Raw genomic sequence first — 22,780 nt, 5'->3', positions numbered from 1 at the left:
CCTCAGCGCGCACAGACACGCGCCTGCGCTAGATAACCACACGGTCCTGATCGATGACTCCCCGCCAATGTCACCGTTCAGTCCCAACTGCGCATGGGGGCGGGCCTTGCCTCAGCGCCGGTCCGTGGGGGCGGCCTTCGGCTCCGGTCCGGGCTGCGCCGTCCAGTCCTTCCAGTCCATGTTCCAGCCACCGAGGCCGTTGTCAGGAGCGACTTTCTTGTCATCGCTGTTGACGACTTCGACCACGTCACCGATCAGGGTGCGGTCGAAGAACCACCCCGCCGGGGTCCGTGAGCCGCCGCCCTTCACGTCGCGCAGGCCGATGCAGCCGTGGCTGACATTCGTGTTGCCGGGGGCGTCAGGAGCCCAGTAGTTGCCGTGCAGGAAGGTGCCGGACGTCGTCAGGCGGATCGCGTGCGGGACGTCGGGGATGTTGTACTCGCCGCCGAAACCGACGGTGCGGCTGTTCATCCGGGTCACCTCCAGCATCTCCGTGACCACCATTTTCCCGTTGTACGTCGTGGTCTTGGGGGCGCCCGCGGTGATCGGGACGGTGGAGAGGAGCTCGCCGTCGCGGCGTACCTCCATGGTGTGCTCGGCGGCGTCGACCAAGGAGGTCTGGCTGCGGCCGACCGTGAACGAGAAGCTCTTGTCCTGGAGGCCGTAGACGCCGGGGGCGGCCTCGACGTCGCGCAGGCGCAGGCCGACGGTGACCTTCGTGCCGGGCTTCCAGTACTTCTCGGGGCGGAAGTCCACGCGGGTCTTGCCGAACCAGTGCGGCCGTACGTCGACGGCGGGCTCGGCGGTGACGCTGATGGCGCGCTGGACGGCCCGGAGGTTCTCGATCTCCTGGTTGAACTCCAGGGAGACGATCATGCCGGTGCCGACGGTGGAGCGGTTCTCCGGCGAGACGTAGGCGATGAACCGCTCGTCGGGGACGGCGGTCGTGAACGTCGTGTGCCGGGCCGAGCGGCGGCCGTGGCCGTCGAGGGCGACGGCGTCCACCGAGTACTTCGCGGCGAGCGCGAGGCCGCCCTCGTCCAGGGGCTTCCAGGTCATGCCGTCCTCGTCGATGCGGCCGGGCACGGTCTGCTCCCGCGCGTCCTGCACCCGGACGACCTTCACCGATTCGAGGCGTCCGTCGGGGACCTCGACCTGGAGCCTTTCGTCTCCCTTGACTCCCTTGCTGCCGTCGTCGGGCGTCACCCGGATCGCGTCGGCGGGCGACCGTGGCTTGCCCATCAGCCTGTCGATGCCGTCGCCGTCGCCGCTGCATCCCGCGGCCCCGGCAAGCAGTCCTGCCCATGTCACCACGGCGGCCAGCGCGGCCCCTGCGCGCCGAGCGCGCCTCGCTACCTGTCTCACGCCCGTCCCAACGACCGTCCCCCTCCTGGGGAAACGTGAGTGCGACGCACACGCTGGGCAGAACAGTGGAAAGGACGGCACGGACCCGCGGGTCCGCACGTGCCGTCCGGTCGGGTACGCCACCGCCGCCGGGACGCGGCAGGGGTCGAGCCGCAGGAGGCGAACGGGTGTCCAGCGCAGCCGAACAGGAAGCACTCCGGGGTGGGCGGCGCGGGACCGGCGCGGCCGCCGGGAACGGGGAGGCCGTTGCCGTGAACGGGACGTCCGCTCCGTCGCGCGCCGCGCCGCGGGCCGCGTCGCTGGCGCGCGCGGTGCCCGTGTGGCCGGGGGCGCCGACGCCGCTCGGCGCGCGGTTCAGGGTGGGGCCCGACGGTGTCGCGGGCACCAACTTCGCGCTGTGGGCGGGGGGTGCGGAGGCCGTGGAGCTCTGCCTCTTCGACGAGCGGGGCACCGAGACCCGCGCGCCGCTGACCGAGCTGACGCACGAGATATGGCACGGCTTCGTGCCGGGTGTCCGTCCGGGCCGGCGCTACGGCTACCGCGTGCACGGCCGCTGGGACCCCTGGACGGGCGCGCGCTGGAACCCGGCGAAGCTGCTCCTCGACCCGTACGCGCGCGCGGTGGACGGCGACTTCGCGACGCACGGGCTGCCGCCGGAGGTGTACGGGCACGTGCGGGACTGGCCGCAGCAGCACGTGGCGGACACCGTGCGGGACGACCGGGACTCGGCGCCGTACGTCCCCAAGGGTGTGGTCGTGCACGACGACGCGCCGGACGACGAGTGGGCGGACGACCGGCGCCCGAAGACGCCGTGGGCGGACTCGGTCATCTACGAGGTCCATGTGCGCGGCTTCACCAAGCTGCACCCGGGGATTCCGGAGGAACTGCGGGGTACGTACGCGGGGCTCGCGCATCCGGCGGCGATCGACCATCTCGTGCGGCTCGGTGTGACGGCGGTGGAGCTGCTTCCGGTGCACCAGTTCGCCCATGAGGACCATCTCCTGCAGCGGGGCCTGCGCAACTACTGGGGTTACAACTCGATCGGCTACTTCGCTCCGCACGCGGCGTACGCGGCGTCGGGGACGACGGGTGAGCAGGTCGGCGAGTTCAAGCGGATGGTGCGGGCGCTGCACGCGGCCGGGATCGAGGTGATCCTGGACGTGGTCTACAACCACACGGCGGAGGCGGGCGAGCTGGGCCCGATGTTCTCGCTCAAGGGCATCGACAACCGCGGCTACTACCGGCTTCAGCCGTCCGACGCGCGGCGGTACGCGGACTACACGGGCTGCGGGAACACGCTCCAGGTGGTGCAGCCGCACGTCCTTCGCCTGATCACGGACTCCTTGCGCTACTGGGTGACCGAGATGGGGGTGGACGGTTTCCGCTTCGATCTCGCGGCGGCGCTTGCCCGCTCGTTCCACGACGTCGACATGCTGTCCCCCTTCCTCGCGGTGATCGCGCAGGACCCGGTGCTCCGGCGGGTGAAGCTGATCGCCGAGCCGTGGGACGTGGGCTCCGGCGGCTACCAGGTGGGGGCCTTCCCTCCGCTGTGGACGGAGTGGAACGACCGCTACCGGGGTGCAGTGCGGGACTTCTGGCGGGGTGCGCTGCCCGATGTGCGGGATCTGGGGTACCGGCTCTCCGGGTCGAGCGATCTGTACGCGTGGGGCGGGCGCCGTCCGTACGCGTCGGTGAACTTCGTGACGGCGCACGACGGGTTCACGCTGCGGGACCTGGTGTCGTACGAGCGGAAGCACAACGAGGCGAACGGCGAGGGGAACAGGGACGGGTCGGACGACAACCGGGCCTGGAACTGCGGCGTCGAGGGCGAGACGACGGACGAGCGGGTGACGGAGCTGCGGCGGCGTCAGCTGCGCAATCTCCTGACGACGCTGCTGCTCTCGACGGGGGTGCCGATGCTCGTCGCCGGGGACGAGATGGGGCGTACGCAGGGGGGCAGCAACAACGCGTACTGCCAGGACAACGAGATCAGCTGGGTGGACTGGGGGCTCCTCGACGAGCCGGGTTGGGCGGCGCTCTTCGACCTGACGTCCCGGCTGATCGCCTTGCGCCACCGGCATCCCGTGCTGCGGCGGCGGGCCTTCTTCTCCGGGCGTGCGCATTCGGCGGACGGGCTGCGGGACCTGGCGTGGTTCACGGCGCGCGGTACGGAGATGACGGAGGGCGACTGGTACGCGCCGGCCGCGACGCTCGGCATGTATCTGTCCGGCCGTGACATCCCGGGGCGTGACGCCAGGGGTGCGCCGGTCGTCGACGACAGCTTCCTCGCGATTCTGCACGCGGCTGACCGTGCCGGGAGTTTCGTGCTGCCGGGGGCGCCGTGGGCACGGGAGTACGAGGTGGTGGTGGACACGTCCCTGGAGGAGCAGGGGGCCGCGCCCGGCACGGTCCTGCCGGCCGACGCGGCGGTCACGGTGGCCGGGCGGTCGGTGCTGTTGCTGCGCGTGCGGGAGGGAGGCGCGGGCGGTTGACGTGGGCCGGGGGCATTGGTCCGGACCTGACCATTGCCGCGGTCCGCCGCACGGGTCAAGCTCGGCGCATGGACCTGGAGTTGAGGCACCTCAAGACGATCCGGGCGATCGCCGACGCGGGCAGCCTGACCAAGGCCGCCACGGCGCTGGGGCTCGCGCAGCCCGCCCTGAGCGCGCAGCTGAAGCGGATCGAGCGTGCCTTGGGAGGGGAGCTCTTCGAGCGGGGGCGGCACGGGGTGCGGGCCACCGCGCTCGGGGAGTTCGTCCTTGCCCGCGCCCGCGTGGTGCTGCCCGCGGTCAGCGGGCTGCGGGAGGAGGCGCTGCGGTTCGGCACGGCCTGGCAGAGCGGCACCGGGTTCCGGCTCGGCGCGACGCACGGGCCGCTGCTCGGCGCCCTGGTGGACCGGCTCGCCGCCGCGCATCCGGGGGTGCCGGTGACGACTCACATCTCCTGGTCGGAGCGGGAGATCGCCTCCCGCACGGCCGACGGGCGCCTCGACTTCGCGCTGGTGGGAGCGTGCGGGGCGAGCGCGCCACCGGAGAGCGGGCTCCTGGTGTGGCGGGAGGTGGCCCGTGACCCGGTCTTCGTCATGCTGCCCACGGACCACCCGCTGGCAGGCCGCCGGGAGATCGACCTGGCGCTGCTCGCCGACGAGGCGTGGACGGACGTGCCGGGCGACGGCTGCTTCGCGGACTGCTTCACGGCGGCGTGCGCCCGCGCGGGTTTCACGCCGGCTTCCGTGTACGAGACGGACGTGGCGTCCTGCGTCCACCTGGTGCAGGTCGGGCGGGCGGTGGGGCTCTGCCGCGCGACGTTCCCGCCGACGCCGGGCGTGGTGACCCGCCCCCTGGCGGGAACGCCGCTGTACTGGCGCCACCTCCTGGGCTGGCACCCGGCGACCGGCGCCGACACCACGGCCCCCACCGTGTACGCCCAGACCCGCGCGGCCCACGCGGAGGCGACGGCGCGCAGCGAGAGCTACACGGCATGGCTGGCAGCACCTTCCGCACAGATGCCGTGACGATGCGCCCGCCTTCCGACACCACACGACACCGCACCCACGGGCCTTCGCCGCCGAACGCACCGGCCCACGCGGAAGTGACGGCGCGCAGCGAGAGCTACACGGCATGGCTGGCAGCACCTTCCGCACAGCTGCCGTGCCGATGCGCCCGCCTTCCGACACCACACGACACCGCACCCACAGGCTTCACCCCCGAACACACCGGCCCACGCGGAGGCGCCGGCGCAGCGAGAGCTACACGGCATGGCTCGCAGCACCTTCCGCACAGCTGCCGTGACGATGCGCCCGCCCTCCGACACCACACGACACCGCACCCACTGGCCTTCGCCGCCGAACGCACCGGCCCGCCCCCTTCCATAACGTCAGGGCCAGGGGTCAGCTGACAGCTACTGGTGGGCAGTTGAGGCTTCTACGGTGTGGGCGATCCGCTCGCCCTCGACACCGAGGAGATCCCCCGTGCTCCCCATCCATCGCAGACGTGCCGCGGCCGCCGCCCTCGCCGCCGCGGGCGCCCTGGCTCTCGCCGGGCTGCCCGGCACCGCGAACGCCCAGGCCGATGCCGCCGCGTCCTCTTCGCCCTCCCCCGCCGAGACCGCCGCCGTCGACAGGACATCGCCCGAGGTCCTGAAGGCCATGCAGCGGGATCTCGGCCTCACGCCGGCGCAGGCGAAGGCCCGGCTGGTCAACGAGGCCGACGCCGGTGCCGTCGCGGGAGCCCTGCAAGCCGCACTCGGCCGTGACTTCGCGGGCGCCTGGGTGCACGGCGCCACCTCGGCGCGGCTCACCGTGGCGACCACCGACGCCTCCGACGTCCGCGCGATCGAGGCCCGCGGTGCGCGGGCCGAGGTCGTGTCGCACTCGGTGGGTCAACTGAACGCCGCCAAGCAGAAGTTGGATCGCGCCGCGAAGAAGGCGGCCACGCGCGACGCTCCCGTCTGGTACGTCGACGTGCGGTCCAACTCGGTCGTGGTGCGTGCCGTACAGGTCCCCGCCGCGAAGTCCCTCGTCGCCGCCGCGGGGGTCGACTCCTCCCTCGTACGCGTCGAGAAGGCCAAGGAACGGCCGCGCCCGCTGTACGACCTCGTGGGCGGGGACGCGTACTACATGGGCGGCCGGTGTTCCATCGGCTTCCCGATCACCAAGGGCACGCAGCAGGGCTTCGCGACGGCGGGGCACTGCGGGCGTGCGGGGACCGCGACCAGCGGCTACAACCAGGTGGCTCAGGGCACGTTCCAGGCGTCCGTCTTCCCCGGCAGGGACATGGCCTGGGTCGCCACCAACTCCCAGTGGACCGCCACCCCGTACGTGAAGGGCCAGGGCGGGCAACGGGTCGGCGTCGGGGGCTCCACGCAGTCCCCGGTGGGTGCGTCGATCTGCCGTTCCGGCTCCACTACGGGGTGGCACTGCGGCACGATCCAGCAGCACAACACCAGCGTCACCTACCCCGAGGGCACCATCAGCGGCGTGACGCGTACGACGGTCTGCGCGGAGCCCGGCGACTCCGGCGGCTCCTACATATCCGGCAGCCAGGCGCAGGGCGTCACCTCGGGCGGCTCGGGTGACTGCCGCAGCGGCGGCACCACCTTCCATCAGCCGATCAATCCGCTGCTCCAGCAGTTCGGCCTGACGCTCAAGACCACCGGGGGCGGCCCCGGCCCCGGTGACCCCGAGCCGGGCGGAACGTGGGCCGCGGGCAAGGTGTACGCGGCGGGTGACTCGGTCACGTACGGCGGTTCGACCTACCGCTGCCTCCAGGGTCACCAGGCTCAGCCCGGCTGGGAGCCGCCGAACACGCCCGCGCTGTGGCAGCGGGCGTAGAAGCAACCCCCAGCCCAGGATTCCCCGGGCGCTCGCCGTGGCCACGGCGGGCGCCCGGTCGTTGACTCCCAACTGGCCGCGGATGTACGTGTTTCACGCGCCCTCAGTGCTTAGTTGCCGCCGGGCGGCCGGGCGGCCGGTCCTAGGACCAGCGGATGAACGTGGACGGGCCAAAACTCGGTGGGTTCTGTCAGTGGCCATCCGTAGGCTCGCTCCTGATGCCGAAACCAGATGCAGCGACCAAGGAAGCAGCGGATCCAGCGGGCGGAAAGTCCGCCGTACGGACGCTGCTGCGCCTGTGGCCGTACGTACGCCCGGTCCGAACTCGCCTGTTCAGCGCGGCATTTGTCGCCGTCATCGCCTCCTGTACGGGCCTGGTCTTCCCCCTCGTGCTGAAGTGGCTCGTGGACGGCCCGGTGGCGGACAGGGACCTCGCGGGGGTGTGGCTCGGCGCGCTGCTCCTGCTGCTGCTCGGTGTCGCGGAGGCGCTGCTCTTCGGTCTGCGGCGGTGGCTGGTGGCGCGGCCGCTCGCCTCGGTGGAGGCGTCGATGCGGGCGGATCTCTACCGCCATCTGCAGCGGCTCCCGGTGGCCTTCCACGACCGCTGGGCCTCGGGCCAGTTGCTGTCGCGCGGCACCACGGACCTGATGCTGCTGCGGATGTTCCTCGCCTTCCCGCTGACGTTCCTGGTCGTGAACGGAGCGACGATCGTGGTCGGCATGGCGATCCTCCTGTCACAGGACTGGGCGCTCGGCCTCGTGCTGCTGACCCCGCTGGTGCCGCTGATGATCGTCGGCGCGTACTTCGAGGGCCGGTACATGGCCGTGGCCCGGCGGGCGCAGGACCAGGTCGGCGATCTGACGACGGTCGTCGAGGAGAGCGTGCTCGGCATCCGCATCATCAAGGGCTTCGGCCGGCACCGCAGTCAGGCGCGGGCGTTCCGCGAGCTGTCCCACACGCTGCGGGGCACGGAGCTCGCCAAGGCCCGGCTGCTCGCCGCGATCAACGCGGTGATCATGACGCTGCCCGAGATCGCGATCGGTGCGGCGCTCGTCCTGGGGACGGTGCAGGTGGCGGACGGCGGCCTGTCGACGGGCACGCTGGTCGCGTTCCTCTCGACGGCGCTGGCACTGCGCTGGCCGGTGGAGTCGATCGGGTTCCTGCTCGCGATGAGCCAGGAGTCGGCGACGGCCACGGAGCGGTACTTCGAGGTGATGGACGCGGAACCGGAGTCGTCCACGGAGGCCGCCGCCCCTCCCGCGAGTGGCTCCGCCGCGACCGGAATCCGCTTCCACGGCGTGGAGTTCCGCTACCCGGACGCGCCTGCCGGGGCACCGCCCGCGCTCGACCGGATCGACCTGCACATCCGCCCCGGCGAGACGCTCGCGCTCGTCGGGGCGACGGGCAGCGGCAAGACGACGCTGACGGCGCTGGTGCCGCGGCTGCACGAGGTGAGCGGGGGCCGCATCACGCTGGACGGCGAGGACATCGCGGAGATGGACCGTGAGCGGCTGCGCACACTGGTGGCGGTCGCCTTCGAGGAGCCGACGCTGTTCTCCGCGACGGTGGGTGAGAACGTCCTGATGGGGGCCGAAGACGCGGCGGGCGAGACGGAGTTGGAGCGCGCGCTCGATGTCGCCCAGGCCAAGTTCGTGCACGCGCTGCCGCAGGGCACGGCCACCCAGGTCGGCGAGCAGGGCCTGAGCCTCTCCGGCGGCCAGCGCCAACGCCTTGCGCTGGCCCGCGCGGTGGTGGGCCGCCCCCGCTTCCTGGTCCTGGACGACCCGCTCTCGGCACTGGACGTCCACACGGAGGCTCTGGTGGAAGCGGCCCTGCGTCGCGTCCTGCGGGACACGACGGCCCTGGTGGTGGCCCACCGCCCCTCCACGGTCCTGCTCGCCGACCGGGTCGCCCTGCTCTCCGCGGGCAGGATCACCGCGGTGGGCACCCACCAGGAACTGCTGCGGAACAACGCGGAGTACGCGTGGCTGATGTCGGGGGCGGGGGGCGCTCCCGCGACGGGGGTTGCGGACTCGGCCTTCGTGGACGGGCGGGCGGGGGTGCGGGGTGCTGCCCCCGCAGGGGATACGGGCCACGCCCCCACACCCGAGCAGACGGCAGGCATCGCTCCCGCGCCAGGGGTTACGGGCTCGACCCCCGTGGACGGCACGACGGAGGGCATCGCTCCCCCGGCAGAGAGCGCGGACTCGGCTGCCGTGGGCGACGGGCAGGCCCAAGCAGGGGACGGGTGTGCGGATGTGCAGGGGGAGAACGGCGGCGGGGCCGCGGAAGGGGAGGGGTCGCGATGAGTGCGTCCACGCCTGCGTCACGTACCAGCGGGCCGGAAGAGAAGGAGCGTCCCGGAGAGCGGGAGCAGTGGGGCGCCGAGGCGCCTGAGCGGGAGGGCGGAGGCCCGCCGCCGGAGAGTTCCGCCGACCCCTCCGTGCCCGGTGAGCGCACCTCTCCCGGCGGATCCGACTCCCCCGCCGACGACTTCGACAAGGACACTCTGCCCGCACCCCCCGGCGCCACCTCCACCCTGCTGCGTTCGCTGCTCTCGCCCCTGCGAGGACGCGTCGCCCTCGCGACCGTGCTGCTGCTCCTGCAGCAGGCCGCCGTGCAGGGCGGGCCGTTGCTCGTCGCGTACGCCATCGACCGCGGCGTGCCCGCGGTCCGCGCCGACGACTACGGGCCCCTCGTCGCCATCGGCATCGGCTATCTGCTCTGCGCGCTCGCGTCCGGCGGATTCCAGTACGCGTTCATCGTGGCCTCCGCCCGCGTCAACCAGGACGTGCTGCTCGACCTGCGCGGACGCATCTTCCGGCACGCGCAGGCCCTCAGCGTGGACTTCCACGAGCGGTACACCTCGGGGCGGCTCATCTCCCGGTCCACCACCGACGTGGAATCCCTGCGGGAACTCCTCAGCGAAGGGCTGCAGGAGCTGATCACCGTCATCCTGTCCTTCGTCTACATCTCGGCGATGCTGCTCTGGCTCGACCTGAGCCTCGGCGCCGCGGCCGTCGCGTCCTTCGTGCCGCTCTACCTCCTCGTACGCCGCTATCAGCGCCGCGCGGGCCCCCTCTTCGGGATGCGGTCCACGACGATCGCCTCCGTCATCGTGAAGTTCGCCGAGACGATGAACGGCATCCGTCCGGTCCGCGCGTTCCGGCGCGAGCGCGCCAACGAGGCGGAGTTCGCCGTGCTGAACCACCGCCACGAGCGGGCGAACGGCGACGCCATGCTGGAGATGGCCCAATATGTGGTCGGCTCGCGGCTCGTCGCCAACACCGCGGTCGCCGGCATCGTCCTGTGGGGCGCCTACCGCGTCACCGACGGCACCCTCGCACTCGGCGTCCTCGCCGCGGCCGTGCTGTACCTGCGGCGCCTGTACGACCCGATCGACCGGCTCGGGATGTTCCTGAACTCCTACCAGTCGGCCGCCGCGTCCCTGGAGAAGGTCGCCGGGCTGCTCGCCCAGGCCCCCTCCGTGCCCGAGCCGCACCCGGATCACGCCCGGCCGCTGCCCGCCCTCGCCTCCGAACACCCCGGCCGCGAGGTCGACTTCGACGGCGTACGGTTCGCCTACCGGACCGGCGGTGAGGTCCTGCCCCGCTTCGACCTGACGCTGCCCGCCGGGCAGACCGTCGCCGTCGTCGGCTCCACCGGCGCGGGCAAGTCGACGCTCGCCAAGCTCCTTGCCCGCTTCTACGACCCCACGGACGGCCGGGTCCTGCTCGACGGCGTCGATCTGCGCGACCTCGGCAACGCCGAGCTGCGGCGCGGCGTGGTGATGGTGACGCAGGAGGCGTTCCTCTTCTCCGGGACCGTCGCCGAGAACATCGCCATCGGCCGCCCCGACGCCACCCGCGAGGAGATCGAGCAGGCGGCGAAGGCCATCGGCGCGCACGACTTCATCGCGTCCCTGCCCGACGGCTACGACACGGACGTACGCAAGAGGGGTGGCCGTATCTCCGCCGGTCAGCGGCAGTTGGTCGCCTTCGCGCGGGCGCTGCTCGCCAACCCGGCGGTGCTGATCCTCGACGAGGCGACCAGCTCGCTCGACATCCCGGGTGAGCGGGCCGTGCAGCGCGCCATGCACACGGTGCTGCGCGGGCGGACCGCCGTGGTGATCGCCCACCGGCTCTCCACGGTGGAGATCGCCGACCGGGTGCTCGTGATGGAGCACGGGCGCATCGTGGAGGACGGCACCCCGGCCGAGCTCATCGAGGGCAGCGGGACGTTCGCGGACCTGCACCGGGCGTGGCGGGACAGCGTGGTGGGGTAGCCGCACACTTCAGGCCGCCTCGCACGCCCAGCCGACTCACGCGCCCGGCCGACTCACGCGCCCGGCCGGGGGTGCGGAATCAGCCACACCGCTCCGGGCCGGTGGTGCGGGGCCCTCATCGAACAATCGGGAGCCCCCCACCTCGGGCGACCCCTCCGTATATCGAACGTGAGCCACCGGGCAGCGGACCAGTTCCGGCCAACTCTTGACGCACCCCTGACAAACACTGCGCACCGGTGCCACTCTTCCCCTCGATTCCCAGCGACACCTCGCTCCACCCCGCTCGACCCCTGCATTCCAGCTCCACGTTCTGCCTTGTTCTGCCCGGACGGCACGACCGCGCCGACCGGTCCCCCTGGCCGCTCATCCCGCGGCCACGCAGAAGGAGTCCGTGTTGAGAAGCACCTCTCACAGACCTGCCTCCCACAGACGCGCCACCGCCGCGGGCGCCCTGACCGCCGTCGCCGCACTCATCGCGGTGGCTTTCCAGACGGGCCCGGCATCCGCCGACGACCCCGCGATATCGCAGTCCAAAGCCCCGGCCGCCGCGAAAATAGGCAAGGCCGACCCCGGTGCCCTGCCCGTGAAACTCACCCCCGCCCAGCGTGCGGCGCTCCTCAAGGACGCCAACGCCACCAAGGCGGAGACGGCCAAGGACCTGGGGCTCGGCGCCAAGGAGAAGCTCGTCGTACGTGACGTCACCAAGGACGGCGACGGCACGACGCACACCCGCTACGAGCGCACGTACGACGGACTCCCCGTACTCGGCGGCGACCTGGTGGTCGACGAGGCGAAGTCGGGGAAGACCGAGGGCGTCACCAAGGCCGCGAAGGCGCAGCTCAAGGGCGTCGACATGAGCGCCGAGGTAAAGGCGGCGACCGCCGAGAAGCAGGCGCTCGGCGCGGCGAAGGCCGAGGGGTCGAAGAAGACCGACGCGGACCGCGAGCCGCGCAAGGTCGTCTGGATGGCCCAGGGCGAGCCGACGCTCGCGTACGAGACGGTGGTCGGCGGGCTGCAGCACGACGGCACCCCGAACGAGCTGCACGTCATCACGGACGCGGCCACCGGCAAGAAGCTCTTCCAGTGGCAGGGCATCGAGAACGGCACGGGCAACACCCAGTACAGCGGTCAAGTCACGCTGGGAACGGCACAGTCGGGGTCCAACTACACCCTGACCGACACCGGCCGCGGCAACCACAAGACGTACAACCTGAACCGCGGCACGTCCGGCACCGGCACGCTCTTCTCGGGCCCGGACGACGTGTGGGGCAACGGCCAGGCGTCCAACCTGGAGACGGCAGGCGCGGACGCCCACTACGGGGCGGCGCTGACCTGGGACTACTACAAGAACGTGCACGGCCGCTCCGGTATCCGGGGTGACGGCGTCGGCGCGTACTCGCGGGTCCACTACGGCAACAACTACGTCAACGCGTTCTGGTCCGACGCCTGCTTCTGCATGACGTACGGCGACGGCGCGAACAACGCCAAGCCCCTGACGTCCATCGACGTGGCGGCCCACGAGATGACGCACGGCGTGACGGCGGCCACCGGCAACATGACGTACAGCGGTGAGTCCGGCGGCCTGAACGAGGCGACGTCCGACATCTTCGCGGCGGCCGTGGAGTTCCACGCCAACAACCCGCAGGACGTGGGCGACTACAACGTCGGCGAGAAGATCGACATCCGCGGCAACGGCACCCCGCTGCGCTACATGGACAAGCCGAGCAAGGACGGCTCGTCCAAGGACTCCTGGTACTCGGGCATCGGCAGCATCGACGTCCACTACTCGTCCGGTGTCGCCAACCACTTCTACTACATGCTGAGCGAGGGCAGCGGCGCCAAGGTGATCAACGGCGTCTCGTACGACTCGCCCACCTCCGACGGCCTGCCCGTGACCGGAATTGGTCGTGACAAGGCGTCGCTCATCTGGTTCAAGGCGCTGACGACGAAGTTCACCACGACCACCAACTACGCGGCGGCCCGCACCGGGACCCTCGCGGTCGCCGGTGAGCTGTACGGCACCAGCAGCCCCGAGTACAACGCGGTGGCCCACGCGTGGGCCGGCGTCAACGTCGGCGCGCGTCCCGGTGGCGGCGGTGGCACCGACTTCGAGAACACCACCGACGTCGCCATCCCGGACAACGGAGCGGCCGTCACTTCGTCGGTCAACGTCACCGGCCGCACGGGCAACGCGCCCGCCGCCCTGAAGGTCGGCGTCGACATCGTCCACACCTGGCGCGGGGACCTGGTCGTCGACCTGGTGGCCCCGGACGGCTCCACGTATCGCCTGAAGAACTCCAGTTCGTCGGACTCGGCGGACAACATCCAGGCGACCTACACGGTCAACGCCTCGTCCGAGGTGGCCAACGGCACCTGGAAGCTGAAGGTCCAGGACGTGGCCGCGCAGGACGTCGGCCGCATCAACAGCTGGAAGCTGACGTTCCCGTAGGCCTCTGAGCCCTGTCCGGGCTCGGGCTCAAGGGCACATGCAGACTGCGCCGCTCCGGGTGGATCCACTCCCCGGAGCGGCGCACCCATGTGCGCGCCCGCGGGCCCCGGTTGAAGGGCCGCCCCCGTAACGCGCCGTTCGCATTGCGTACATGGACCATCGCTCAACGGACGATTTCCGGCCAACCTGCGATCAGGTACCTGACATGCACCTGGCCCAACTGGCACTCTTCCCTCGCACGACACAACAGAACATCTGTACACCGCACCGCATCTTTCAGCCCGGGCAGCTCCCCAACGCCGCCCGGGCCCCCCACAGAAGGAGCATGCGTGACCCCCCACATATCCCGGAAGCGCTCCACGCTGGCCATCGCCACCGCCGTCGCCGCCGGAGCACTCCTCGCCGGCGGTCTTACCACCGGAGCCTCCGCGCAGCCCGACCGGGCCGCGTCCCCTTCCGGCGCGCCCGTCGCGCTCTCCTCCACCGCCCGCGCCGGCCTGCTGCAGGACGCGAACGCGGACAAGGCCGCCACCGCCGAGAAGATCGGCCTCGGCGCCAAGGAGAAGCTCGTCGTACGCGACGTCGTCAAGGACCGTGACGGCACCACGCACACCCGCTACGAGCGCACCTACGACGGTCTGCCCGTCCTCGGCGGCGACCTGGTCGTCCACACCGCCAAGAGCGGCTCGGTCAAGAGCGTGACCAAGGCGGCCAAGGCCACCATCAAGGTCGCCTCCACCTCCGCGAAGGTCGGGGCGAAGTCGGCCGCGAAGTCCGCCGAGTCGACCGCCGCCAAGAGCGGCGACACCAAGAAGGCCGACGCGCGGACCCCGCGCAAGGTCGTCTGGGCCGCGTCCGGCAAGCCGGTCCTGGCCCACGAGACCGTCGTCACCGGCGTCCAGAAGGACGGCACGCCCAGCAAGCTGCACGTCATCACCGACGCAGCCACGGGCAAGAAGCTCTTCCAGTACCAGGCCATCGAGAACGGCGCCGGCCACAGCCAGTACAGCGGCGACGTCGAGGTCGGCTCCAAGAAGGGGTCGAACGGCTTCGACCTGACCGACGACGCGCGCGGCGGTCACTCGACGTACGACCTGGCCCACGCCCAGAGCGGCGAGGGCAAGCTCGTCACGGACGACGACGACACCTGGGGCACCGGAAAGCCGGACGACGCCCAGACCGCCGCCGTCGACGCCGCCTACGGGGCCCAGTTGACCTGGGACTACTACAAGGGCGTGCACGGCCGCGAGGGCATCAAGGGCGACGGCAAGGGCGCTACCTCGCGGGTCCACTACGGCAACGCGTACGTCAACGCCTTCTGGGACGACAGCTGCTTCTGCATGACGTACGGCGACGGCGAGGGCGACAAGAAGCCGCTCACGTCGATGGACGTCGCGGCGCACGAGATGACGCACGGCGTCACGGCGGCGACCGCCAACATGGAGTACAGCGGCGAGTCGGGCGGCCTCAACGAGGCCACGTCGGACATCTTCGCGGCCGCGGTCGAGTTCAACGCCAAGAACGCCGAGGACGTGCCCGACTACATGGTCGGCGAGAAGATCGACATCAACGGCGACGGATCGCCGCTCCGCTACATGGACAAGCCCTCCAAGGACGGCAACTCCCTGGACAACTGGAGCGCCGACGCGGGCAACGTGGACGTCCACTACTCCTCCGGCATCGCCAACCACTTCTTCTACCTGCTGTCCGAGGGCAGCGGCGCGAAGGAGATCAACGGCGTCAAGTACGACTCCCCGACCGCCGACGGCTCCAAGGTCGAGGGCATCGGGCGCGACAAGGCCGAGAAGATCTGGTTCAAGGCCCTGACGTCTTACTTCACGACGACGACGGACTACAAGGCGGCTCGCGAGGGCACGCTGAGCGCCGCGAAGGACCTGTACGGCGCGGACTCCGCCGAGTACAAGGGCGTGGACGCGGCCTGGGCCGGCGTCAACGTCAAGTAGTACCCCGCAGCACCGGACGGGCTGGAGTCCTCCAGCCCGTCCGGCGTTTTTGGGCTCCGGCGCCGCAGCTACCGCAGCAACACCCCGGCGGCCTCCCCCGTCCCCTCCGACGGCACCGCGACCAGGCCGAGCTCGGCGCCGCTTGCCAGCAGTCGGTGGGCCGGAAGAATCCGCACCGTGTAGCCGAACGGCCCCGTGCGGTCCAGGGACAGCGGGCCCTCGTAGAGGCGGCGGCCCTCCGCGTCGGGCCCGCCCACCGGCTTCAGCGGAACCGGACTCGCCTCGGCGATGACGTCCTCGGGGTCGACGCGGCCCGAGATCGTCTGCACCTCCACGTCGTCCGGGGTCAGATCGCCCAGATGCACGCGGACCCGCAACGAGAGCGTGGCCCCCAGTTCGGCGGTGGCTCCCGACGCCGAGGCCTCCACATGGTCGACGGCGACCCGCGGCCAGGCGGCACGCACCCGCGCCTTCCAGTCGGCAAGATCCACCGCGGCGTCCGCGTCCAGCGTGCGATGCGCACGGGCGGCGGGAACGTACAACTGCTCCACGTAGTCCCGCACCATCCGCCCGGCGAGCACCTTCGGCCCGAGCCGGGTCAGCGTCCGGCGCACCATCTCGATCCACCGGTCGGGCAGGCCTCCCGGCCCCCGCTCGTAGAAGCGGGGCGTGATCCTGCGCTCGAGGAGGTCGTACAGCGCCGCGGCCTCCAGGTCGTCCCGGCGGTCGTCGTCCGTGGCCGCCCCGTCCGCCGTGGGAATCGCCCAGCCGAAGTCCGGCTCGAACCACTCGTCCCACCAGCCGTCGAGGACCGACAGGTTGAGGCAGCCGTTCAGCGCCGCCTTCATCCCGCTGGTCCCGCACGCCTCGAGCGGACGCAGGGGGTTGTTCAGCCAGACGTCGCACCCCGGATACAGCTTCTGCGCCATCGCCATGCCGTAGTCCGGCAGGAAGACGATCCGATTGCGGACCCGCGGATCATCCGTGAAGCGCACCAGCTCCTGGATGAGGCGCTTGCCCCCGTCGTCCGCCGGGTGCGCCTTGCCCGCCACCACGATCTGGATCGGCCGTTCGGGATGGGTGAGCAGTTCCATCAGCCGGTCGCGGTCCCGCAGCATCAGCGTCAGGCGCTTGTACGAGGGGACCCGGCGCGCGAAACCGATCGTCATGACGTCCGGGTGGAATACGTCGTCGATCCACCCCAACTCAGCACTCGCTGCACCCCGTTGCCGCCAAGACGCATAGAGCCGCCGCCTGACCTCCGTCACCAGCTGGCCCCGCAGCTCGCGGCGCAGCTCCCAGATGTCCGCGTCCTGGATCTCGGCGACCGCGTCCCACCGGTCGGAGCCGCCCACCGACAGCGCGTCCTCCGTGCGCTGCGCGCCGATCTGCCGTGCGCCGAGGCGGAACACCTCGGGAGCGACCCAGGTCGGGGCGTGCACGCCGTTCGTGACGGAGGCGATCGGCACCTCCTCGGCGTCGAATCCCGGCCACAGGCCCGCGAACATCTCACGGCTCACCTTGCCGTGCAGGGTGGAGACGCCGTTGGCGCGGCGCCCGAGCCGCAGGCCCATCACCGCCATGTTGAAGAGGTTGGGCTCGCCGCCGGGATACGTCTCCATGCCGAGTCGCAGTATGCGTTCCACGTCGATGCGCGGCAGTTCGGCGTCCGGGCCGAAGTGCCGGGCCACCAGCTCGCGGTCGAAGCGGTCGATCCCGGCGGGTACGGGGGTGTGGGTGGTGAAGACGGTCCCGGCGCGGACGGCTTCCAGGGACGCGTCGAACTCGACGCCCTTGCGGGAGAGTTCATGGATCCGCTCAAGTCCGAGGAATCCCGCGTGGCCCTCGTTCGTGTGGAAGACCTCGGGCTCGGCGTGCCCGCTCAGCCGGCAGTACGTCCTGATGGCGCGCACCCCGCCGATGCCGAGCAGCATCTCCTGGAGCAGCCGGTGCTCGCTGCCGCCGCCGTAGAGCCGGTCGGTCACCTCGCGGGCGCCGGCGTCGTTCTCCTCGACGTCCGAGTCGAGCATGAGGAGCGGTACGCGCCCGACGCTCGCCTGCCATACGTGCGCACGCAGCGAGCGTCCGCCGGGAAGGGCGATCGCGACCAGGCTCGGCGTGCCGTCCGCCTCGCGCAGGAGGGTGAGCGGCAGCTCGTTCGGGTCGAGCACCGGGTAGGTCTCCTGCTGCCAGCCGTCACGGGACAGGGACTGGTGGAAGTAGCCGTGCCGGTAGAGCAGTCCGACCCCGATGAGCGGAAGCCCGAGGTCGCTCGCCGCCTTCAGGTGGTCGCCCGCGAGGATGCCGAGCCCTCCCGAGTACTGCGGCAGGGCGGCGGTGATGCCGAACTCCGGCGAGAAGTAGGCGACGGCGCGCGGGAGCTCACCCCCACGGTCGGCTGCCTGCTCCTGATACCAGCGCGCCCCGGTGACGTACTCCCGAAGCCCCTCCGAGGCCTCGGCCAGGCGGCGCAGGAAGGGCCCGTCCTCCGCAAGCTGCGCGAGACGGGCGGGCGACACGCCGCCGAGCAGGCGCACGGGGTCGCACCCGGACGCGGCCCACTGCTCGGGGTCGACGGACTCGAACAGTTCACGGGTTTCCGTGTGCCAGGACCAGCGCAGATTGCGCGCCAGCTCCGAGAGCGGGGTGAGGGGTTCGGGAAGGGCGGGACGTACGGTGAATCGACGGATGGCCTTCACAGCGACTCCACCTCTGCGGGGGATGCGTTACCTATCGACCTACGCGTAGACGGTAGCGGTGCCCGCCCCTTCGCAACTACGGCGCACGGACGCGCACGGCGGAGGGACCTGAATCGGGCCGGGGTCGGGCCGGGGCCGGGGCGGCGGAAAACGGACGTCGGGCTACCGGCGGTCACCCCGTGGTCCCGCGCCTGACGGAGGCATCCCGAATCCGGCCGGAAATCGGCGCAACCCTCACAGCACCCCCACCGGCGGTATGGCCGATTCCCCCACGCCGTGTGGTCTTGTAGGCCCTCACGCCACACGAGAGGCTGCCAAGTGGCGCTCGTGGAGGATACGGGGAATTCGGCACAGACCGCTCCAACTCCACGAGACGCACGTCAAGTTGGGGAGGGAAACCAGCGTATGACTCTTTCGCGCACGAAGCGTCTGCGGTGGGCCGGGGCCGTCACCGCCGCCACCACGGCGGTGGTACTTTCGGCCAGCACGCTGCCCGCACACGCCGATCCCGCCGATCCCCCGCTCGGGGAGATACTCGGCGCCGGTGAGCCCGGTTCCATCAGCGGGAGTTACATCGTCACGCTCAAGGGCGGGACCACGGCCCCGTCACAGGCGGGCAAGGGCCTCGCCGCGAAGTACGGGGCGAAGATACGTCACACCTACGGCACGGCGCTCAACGGCTACGCGGTGCGGGCCGGTTCGGCGCAGGCCAAGAGGCTCGCGGGTGACCCCCGGGTCGCCTCCGTCTTCCAGGACAGCACCGTGTCCCTGGACCGGACCCAGCAGGACCCGCCCTCCTGGGGCCTCGACCGGATCGACCAACGGAATCTGCCGCTCGACACGTCCTACACCTCGCCCAAGTCGGCGGGGCAGGGCGTGACGGCGTACGTCATCGACACCGGAATCCGCGCCTCGCACGAGGACTTCGGCGGCCGGGCGAGCAGCGGCTGGGACTTCATCGACAACGACGCCACGGCCCAGGACGGCAACGGCCACGGCACGCATGTCTCGGCGACCGTAGCGGGCGAGAGCCACGGCGTCGCCAAGAAGGCGGACGTCGTGGGCGTCCGGGTGCTCGACGACGCGGGGTCGGGGACGACCGCGCAGGTGATCGCGGGCATCGACTGGGTGACGAAGAACGCGCGGAAACCCGCCGTCGCCAACCTCAGCCTCGGGGGCACGGCCAACGCCCAACTGGACGCCGCCGTACGCAACTCGATCGCGTCCGGGGTCACCTACACGGTCGCGGCGGGCAACGACGGGCTCCCCGCGTTCCTGTTCTCACCGGCCCGCGTGAAGGAGGCGATCACGGTCGGCGCGACCGACGTCAAGGACGCCAAGGCGAGCTTCTCCAACTGGGGCGGCAGCCTGGACCTGTTCGCGCCGGGCGTCGGCATCACCTCCGCGTGGAACACGGACGACGGCGCCACGGACACCATCTCGGGGACCTCCATGGCCTCGCCGCACGCGGCGGGCGCGGCGGCGCTCCACCTCGCCGATCACCCGTCGGACACCCCGGCCGAGGTGAGCAAGGCACTGACCGACCAGGCGGTGCCGGGCAAGGTGACGGGCGCCGGTCTCGGCTCCCCGAACAAGTTGCTGCAGGTCAACAACCCGTAGAGCACGACGCAGCACAGGACCGGCCCCGCCGAACCCGGCGGGGCCGGTTCTGTGTGTGCGGGTGCGGCCTTGCCTCTTGCGCGATCCCGAAGCACCCTCGATAGGACGCCGGTCTTCTTAACGGGGCCTACGCACCAGTAGCTGGCAAAGCGCCGGATTTCCCACCCGGAGTTGGTGGGAAGGCTCCCCCGGTACGCACACGGCTCAGTACGGTCAGTCACGACTCGGTACGGCAGTCATGGCTCAAGTACGGCAGTCACGGCTCAAGTACGGCCACAAGCGCGGCACGCAGTCGCTGAACCCCTCCAGAACCCCGTATCCGCCCCACTCATGTAACGCGGACAGGAGCGGTAATGCCCTCAACTCGCCCGTCGGCGACGCCCTCGGGAAAAGCCTCGGGAAAGGCCTCCACAAGAGTGCCCGCACCCCCGGCACCGCAGCAGGACACGCGGGCTCAGCAGAACCCGCCGGACACACAGGATCCACCCCCCTCCCCCGCCCGGTCCGGCACCCTCACCGGCCGCATACCCGTCCTCGACATCGCACCGCTCGTCCACGGCGGGCGGCGGCCCGCCAAAGCCGTGGTGGGCGAGACCTTCCAGGTCACCGCCACCGTCTTCCGCGAAGGGCACGAGGCGGTCGCCGCCAATGTCGTCCTGCGCGACCCGCGCGGGCGCCCCGGGCCATGGACGCCGATGCGCGAACTGGCCCCCGGCACCGACCGGTGGGGCGCGGACGTCACCCCGGACGCGGAGGGACACTGGACGTACACCGTGGAGGCGTGGGGCGATCCCCTCACCCAGTGGCGCCACCACGCGCACATCAAGATTCCTGCGGGCATCGACACCGAACTCGTCCTTGAGGAAGGCGCCCGCCTCCACGAACGCGCCGCGGCCGCGCCCTCGGTGAGCAAGGCCCACCGCGCCACCCTCGGCACCGCCGCCGAGGCCCTGCGCGACACGGGACGCCCCGCCACGGCCCGCCTCGCAGCCGCCCTCACCCCGGAGGTGGACGCGGTCCTCGCCGAGCATCCACTGCGCGAACTCGTCACGGAATCGGAGCGGTTGCCGCTGCTCGTGGAGCGGGAGCGGGCGCTGTTCGGGTCCTGGTACGAGTTCTTCCCGCGCTCGGAGGGCGCCGTCGTGCGCGAGGGACAGCCGCCGACATCGGGCACCTTCCGTACCGCGGCCGAGCGCCTGGAAGCCGTCGCCGCGATGGGCTTCGACGTCGTCTACCTGCCCCCCATCCACCCCATCGGCACCACCTACCGCAAGGGCCCCAACAACTCCCTGTCCCCCGGACCCCACGACGTCGGCGTGCCCTGGGCCATCGGCTCCCCCGAAGGCGGCCACGACGCGATCCACCCCGACCTGGGCACCCTGGAGGACTTCGACGCCTTCGTGCGCCGCGCCCGCGACCTGCACCTCGAAGTCGCCCTCGACTTCGCCCTGCAGTGCTCCCCCGACCACCCCTGGGTCGACAAACACCCCGAGTGGTTCCAGCACCGCGCCGACGGCAGCATCGCCTACGCCGAAAACCCGCCCAAGAAATACCAGGACATCTACCCCCTGGCCTTCGACCGCGACATGCCCGGCCTGATCACCGAGACCGTACGCCTGCTGCGGTTCTGGATGGACCACGGCGTACGCATCTTCCGCGTCGACAACCCGCACACCAAGCCCGTCACCTTCTGGGAACAGGTCCTCGGCGACATCAACGCCACCGACCCCGACGTCATCTTCCTCGCCGAGGCCTTCACCCGCCCCGCCATGATGCGCACCCTGGCCGCCATCGGCTTCCAGCAGTCCTACACCTACTTCACCTGGCGCAATGCCAAGGATGAACTGACGGATTACGCGCGGGAGTTGGCGGGTGAGACCGCCCACTACCTCCGGCCGAACTTCTTCGTCAACACCCCGGACATCCTGCACGCCTACCTGCAGAACGGCGGCCGCCCCGCCTTCGAGGCCCGGGCGGTGCTCGCCGCGACCCTCGCCCCGACCTGGGGCGTCTACAGCGGGTACGAACTCTGCGAGAACGCCCCGGCGCGGGCGGGCAGCGAGGAGTACCTGGACTCGGAGAAGTACCAACTGCGCCCGCGTGACTGGGAATCCGCCGAGCGCACCGGCTCCACCATCGCGCCCCTCATCACCACGCTGAACCGCGTACGGCGCTCCAACCCCGCCCTGCGGCAGCTGCGTGGCCTGCACTTCCACCCCACGGACCAGGAAGCGGTGATCGCGTACTCGAAGACGGCCGGCGGCAAGGACGGATCGAACACGGTTCTGGTGGTCGTGAACCTCGACGCCCACCACACCCAGGAGGCCACGGTCTCGTTGGACATGCCGGAACTCGGCCTCCACTGGCACGAGACCGTGCCGGTGCGCGACGAGCTCACCGGCAACACCTATCACTGGGGCAGGGCCAACTACGTGCGCCTCGGTCCGGGCGGCGCGCATGTGTTGCTCGTCGGCCGGGGGCCCGGGGATTTCTCCCCGGATGAGCACGACCGGGCTCTGCGACCGTCCTCACCGTTGATCGGAGGGTCACCCACATCATGATCATCAACGAGCCCGTCCAGGACACATTCGAGGACACGCCCGCCAAGGACCGCGACCCCGAGTGGTTCAAGCGCGCGGTCTTCTACGAGGTCCTGGTCCGCTCCTTCCAGGACAGCAACGGCGACGGCATCGGCGACCTCAAGGGCATCACCGCCAAGCTGGACTATCTGCAGTGGCTGGGCGTGGACTGCCTGTGGCTGCCGCCGTTCTTCAAGTCGCCGTTGCGGGACGGCGGTTACGACGTGTCGGACTACACCGCGGTCCTTCCGGAGTTCGGCGATCTCGCCGACTTCGTGGAGTTCGTGGACTCCGCGCATCAGCGGGGCATGCGCGTGATCATCGACTTCGTGATGAACCACACCAGCGACCAGCACCCGTGGTTCCAGGCCTCCCGCACCGACCCCGAAGGCCCCTACGGCGACTACTACGTCTGGGCCGACGACGACAAACAGTACGCCGACGCCCGCATCATCTTCGTCGACACCGAAGCCTCCAACTGGACCTT

12 protein-coding genes are annotated in these 22,780 nt (G+C 71.1%); 10 read left to right on the top strand and 2 right to left on the bottom strand.

Annotated elements, in window-relative coordinates; translation table 11 throughout:
• Nucleotides 1-111: 111 nt before the first annotated feature.
• Nucleotides 112-1,311, bottom strand: a complete 1,200-nt coding sequence (locus tag ACWGIH_RS37380) for an Ig-like domain-containing protein (protein WP_453450183.1) — start codon at nucleotides 1,309-1,311, stop codon at nucleotides 112-114.
• 221 nt (nucleotides 1,312-1,532) lie between these two features.
• Between ACWGIH_RS37380 and glgX the strand changes: the two genes are divergently transcribed.
• From glgX to ACWGIH_RS37345, 7 genes are all read left to right on the top strand, one after another.
• Nucleotides 1,533-3,857, top strand: a complete 2,325-nt coding sequence (gene glgX / locus ACWGIH_RS37375) for a glycogen debranching protein GlgX (RefSeq protein ID WP_453450167.1) — start codon at nucleotides 1,533-1,535, stop codon at nucleotides 3,855-3,857.
• 68 nt (nucleotides 3,858-3,925) lie between these two features.
• Entirely contained in the window at nucleotides 3,926-4,879 is a 954-nt protein-coding gene (locus ACWGIH_RS37370; RefSeq protein ID WP_453450168.1) for a LysR substrate-binding domain-containing protein, read from the top strand.
• 456 nt (nucleotides 4,880-5,335) lie between these two features.
• Nucleotides 5,336-6,697 (top strand): carbohydrate-binding protein, encoded by a 1,362-nt coding sequence (locus ACWGIH_RS37365; RefSeq protein WP_453450169.1) that lies wholly within the window; start codon nucleotides 5,336-5,338, stop codon nucleotides 6,695-6,697.
• A gap of 218 nt (nucleotides 6,698-6,915) precedes the next feature.
• Complete coding sequence (locus ACWGIH_RS37360; protein ID WP_453450170.1) at nucleotides 6,916-9,006, top strand: ABC transporter ATP-binding protein; 2,091 nt, start codon at nucleotides 6,916-6,918, stop codon at nucleotides 9,004-9,006.
• The gene (locus ACWGIH_RS37355; RefSeq protein ID WP_453450171.1) at nucleotides 9,003-10,982 is read left to right on the top strand and encodes an ABC transporter ATP-binding protein; all 1,980 of its coding nucleotides are present in this window, start codon (nucleotides 9,003-9,005) and stop codon (nucleotides 10,980-10,982) included. Before ACWGIH_RS37360 ends, ACWGIH_RS37355 begins: the two co-directional genes overlap by 4 nt.
• 391 nt (nucleotides 10,983-11,373) lie before the next feature.
• Complete coding sequence (locus tag ACWGIH_RS37350; protein ID WP_453450172.1) at nucleotides 11,374-13,431, top strand: M4 family metallopeptidase; 2,058 nt, start codon at nucleotides 11,374-11,376, stop codon at nucleotides 13,429-13,431.
• A 329-nt stretch (nucleotides 13,432-13,760) separates the two neighbouring features.
• The gene (locus tag ACWGIH_RS37345; RefSeq protein WP_453450173.1) at nucleotides 13,761-15,395 is read left to right on the top strand and encodes a M4 family metallopeptidase; all 1,635 of its coding nucleotides are present in this window, start codon (nucleotides 13,761-13,763) and stop codon (nucleotides 15,393-15,395) included.
• A 68-nt stretch (nucleotides 15,396-15,463) separates the two neighbouring features.
• Here the strand turns inward: ACWGIH_RS37345 and glgP are convergent, their stop codons facing one another.
• On the bottom strand, nucleotides 15,464-18,094 hold the full coding sequence (gene glgP / locus ACWGIH_RS37340; protein WP_453450175.1) for an alpha-glucan family phosphorylase: 2,631 nt from the start codon (nucleotides 18,092-18,094) through the stop codon (nucleotides 15,464-15,466).
• 405 nt (nucleotides 18,095-18,499) lie between these two features.
• Here glgP and ACWGIH_RS37335 point away from each other — a divergent pair, with 405 nt between their 5' ends.
• The 3 genes from ACWGIH_RS37335 to ACWGIH_RS37325 all read left to right on the top strand — a co-directional run.
• Entirely contained in the window at nucleotides 18,500-19,714 is a 1,215-nt protein-coding gene (locus ACWGIH_RS37335) for a S8 family peptidase (protein WP_453450177.1), read from the top strand.
• Nucleotides 19,715-20,067: 353 nt separating this feature from the next.
• The gene (locus ACWGIH_RS37330; RefSeq protein WP_453691755.1) at nucleotides 20,068-22,275 is read left to right on the top strand and encodes an alpha-1,4-glucan--maltose-1-phosphate maltosyltransferase; all 2,208 of its coding nucleotides are present in this window, start codon (nucleotides 20,068-20,070) and stop codon (nucleotides 22,273-22,275) included.
• On the top strand, nucleotides 22,272-22,780 hold a 509-nt coding region (locus ACWGIH_RS37325), incomplete at its 3' end, for an alpha-amylase family glycosyl hydrolase (protein WP_453452846.1). The genes ACWGIH_RS37330 and ACWGIH_RS37325, both read left to right, overlap by 4 nt.

It is taken from the genome of Streptomyces sp. NPDC054872, from assembly GCF_053610705.1.
The sequence above is the reverse complement of the archived record's forward strand: the minus strand, read 5'-3'. Positions and strand labels throughout refer to the sequence as shown.

Excerpts from the sequence above, each read along its gene's own strand:
- ACWGIH_RS37370 (WP_453450168.1), top strand. The coding sequence starts at position 3,926 with ATGGACCTGGAGTTGAGGCACCTCAAGACGATCCGGGCGATCGCCGAC.
- ACWGIH_RS37360 (WP_453450170.1), top strand. The coding sequence starts at position 6,916 with ATGCCGAAACCAGATGCAGCGACCAAGGAAGCAGCGGATCCAGCGGGC.
- ACWGIH_RS37355 (WP_453450171.1), top strand. The coding sequence starts at position 9,003 with ATGAGTGCGTCCACGCCTGCGTCACGTACCAGCGGGCCGGAAGAGAAG.
- ACWGIH_RS37335 (WP_453450177.1), top strand. The coding sequence starts at position 18,500 with ATGACTCTTTCGCGCACGAAGCGTCTGCGGTGGGCCGGGGCCGTCACC.
- ACWGIH_RS37330 (WP_453691755.1), top strand. The coding sequence starts at position 20,068 with ATGCCCTCAACTCGCCCGTCGGCGACGCCCTCGGGAAAAGCCTCGGGA.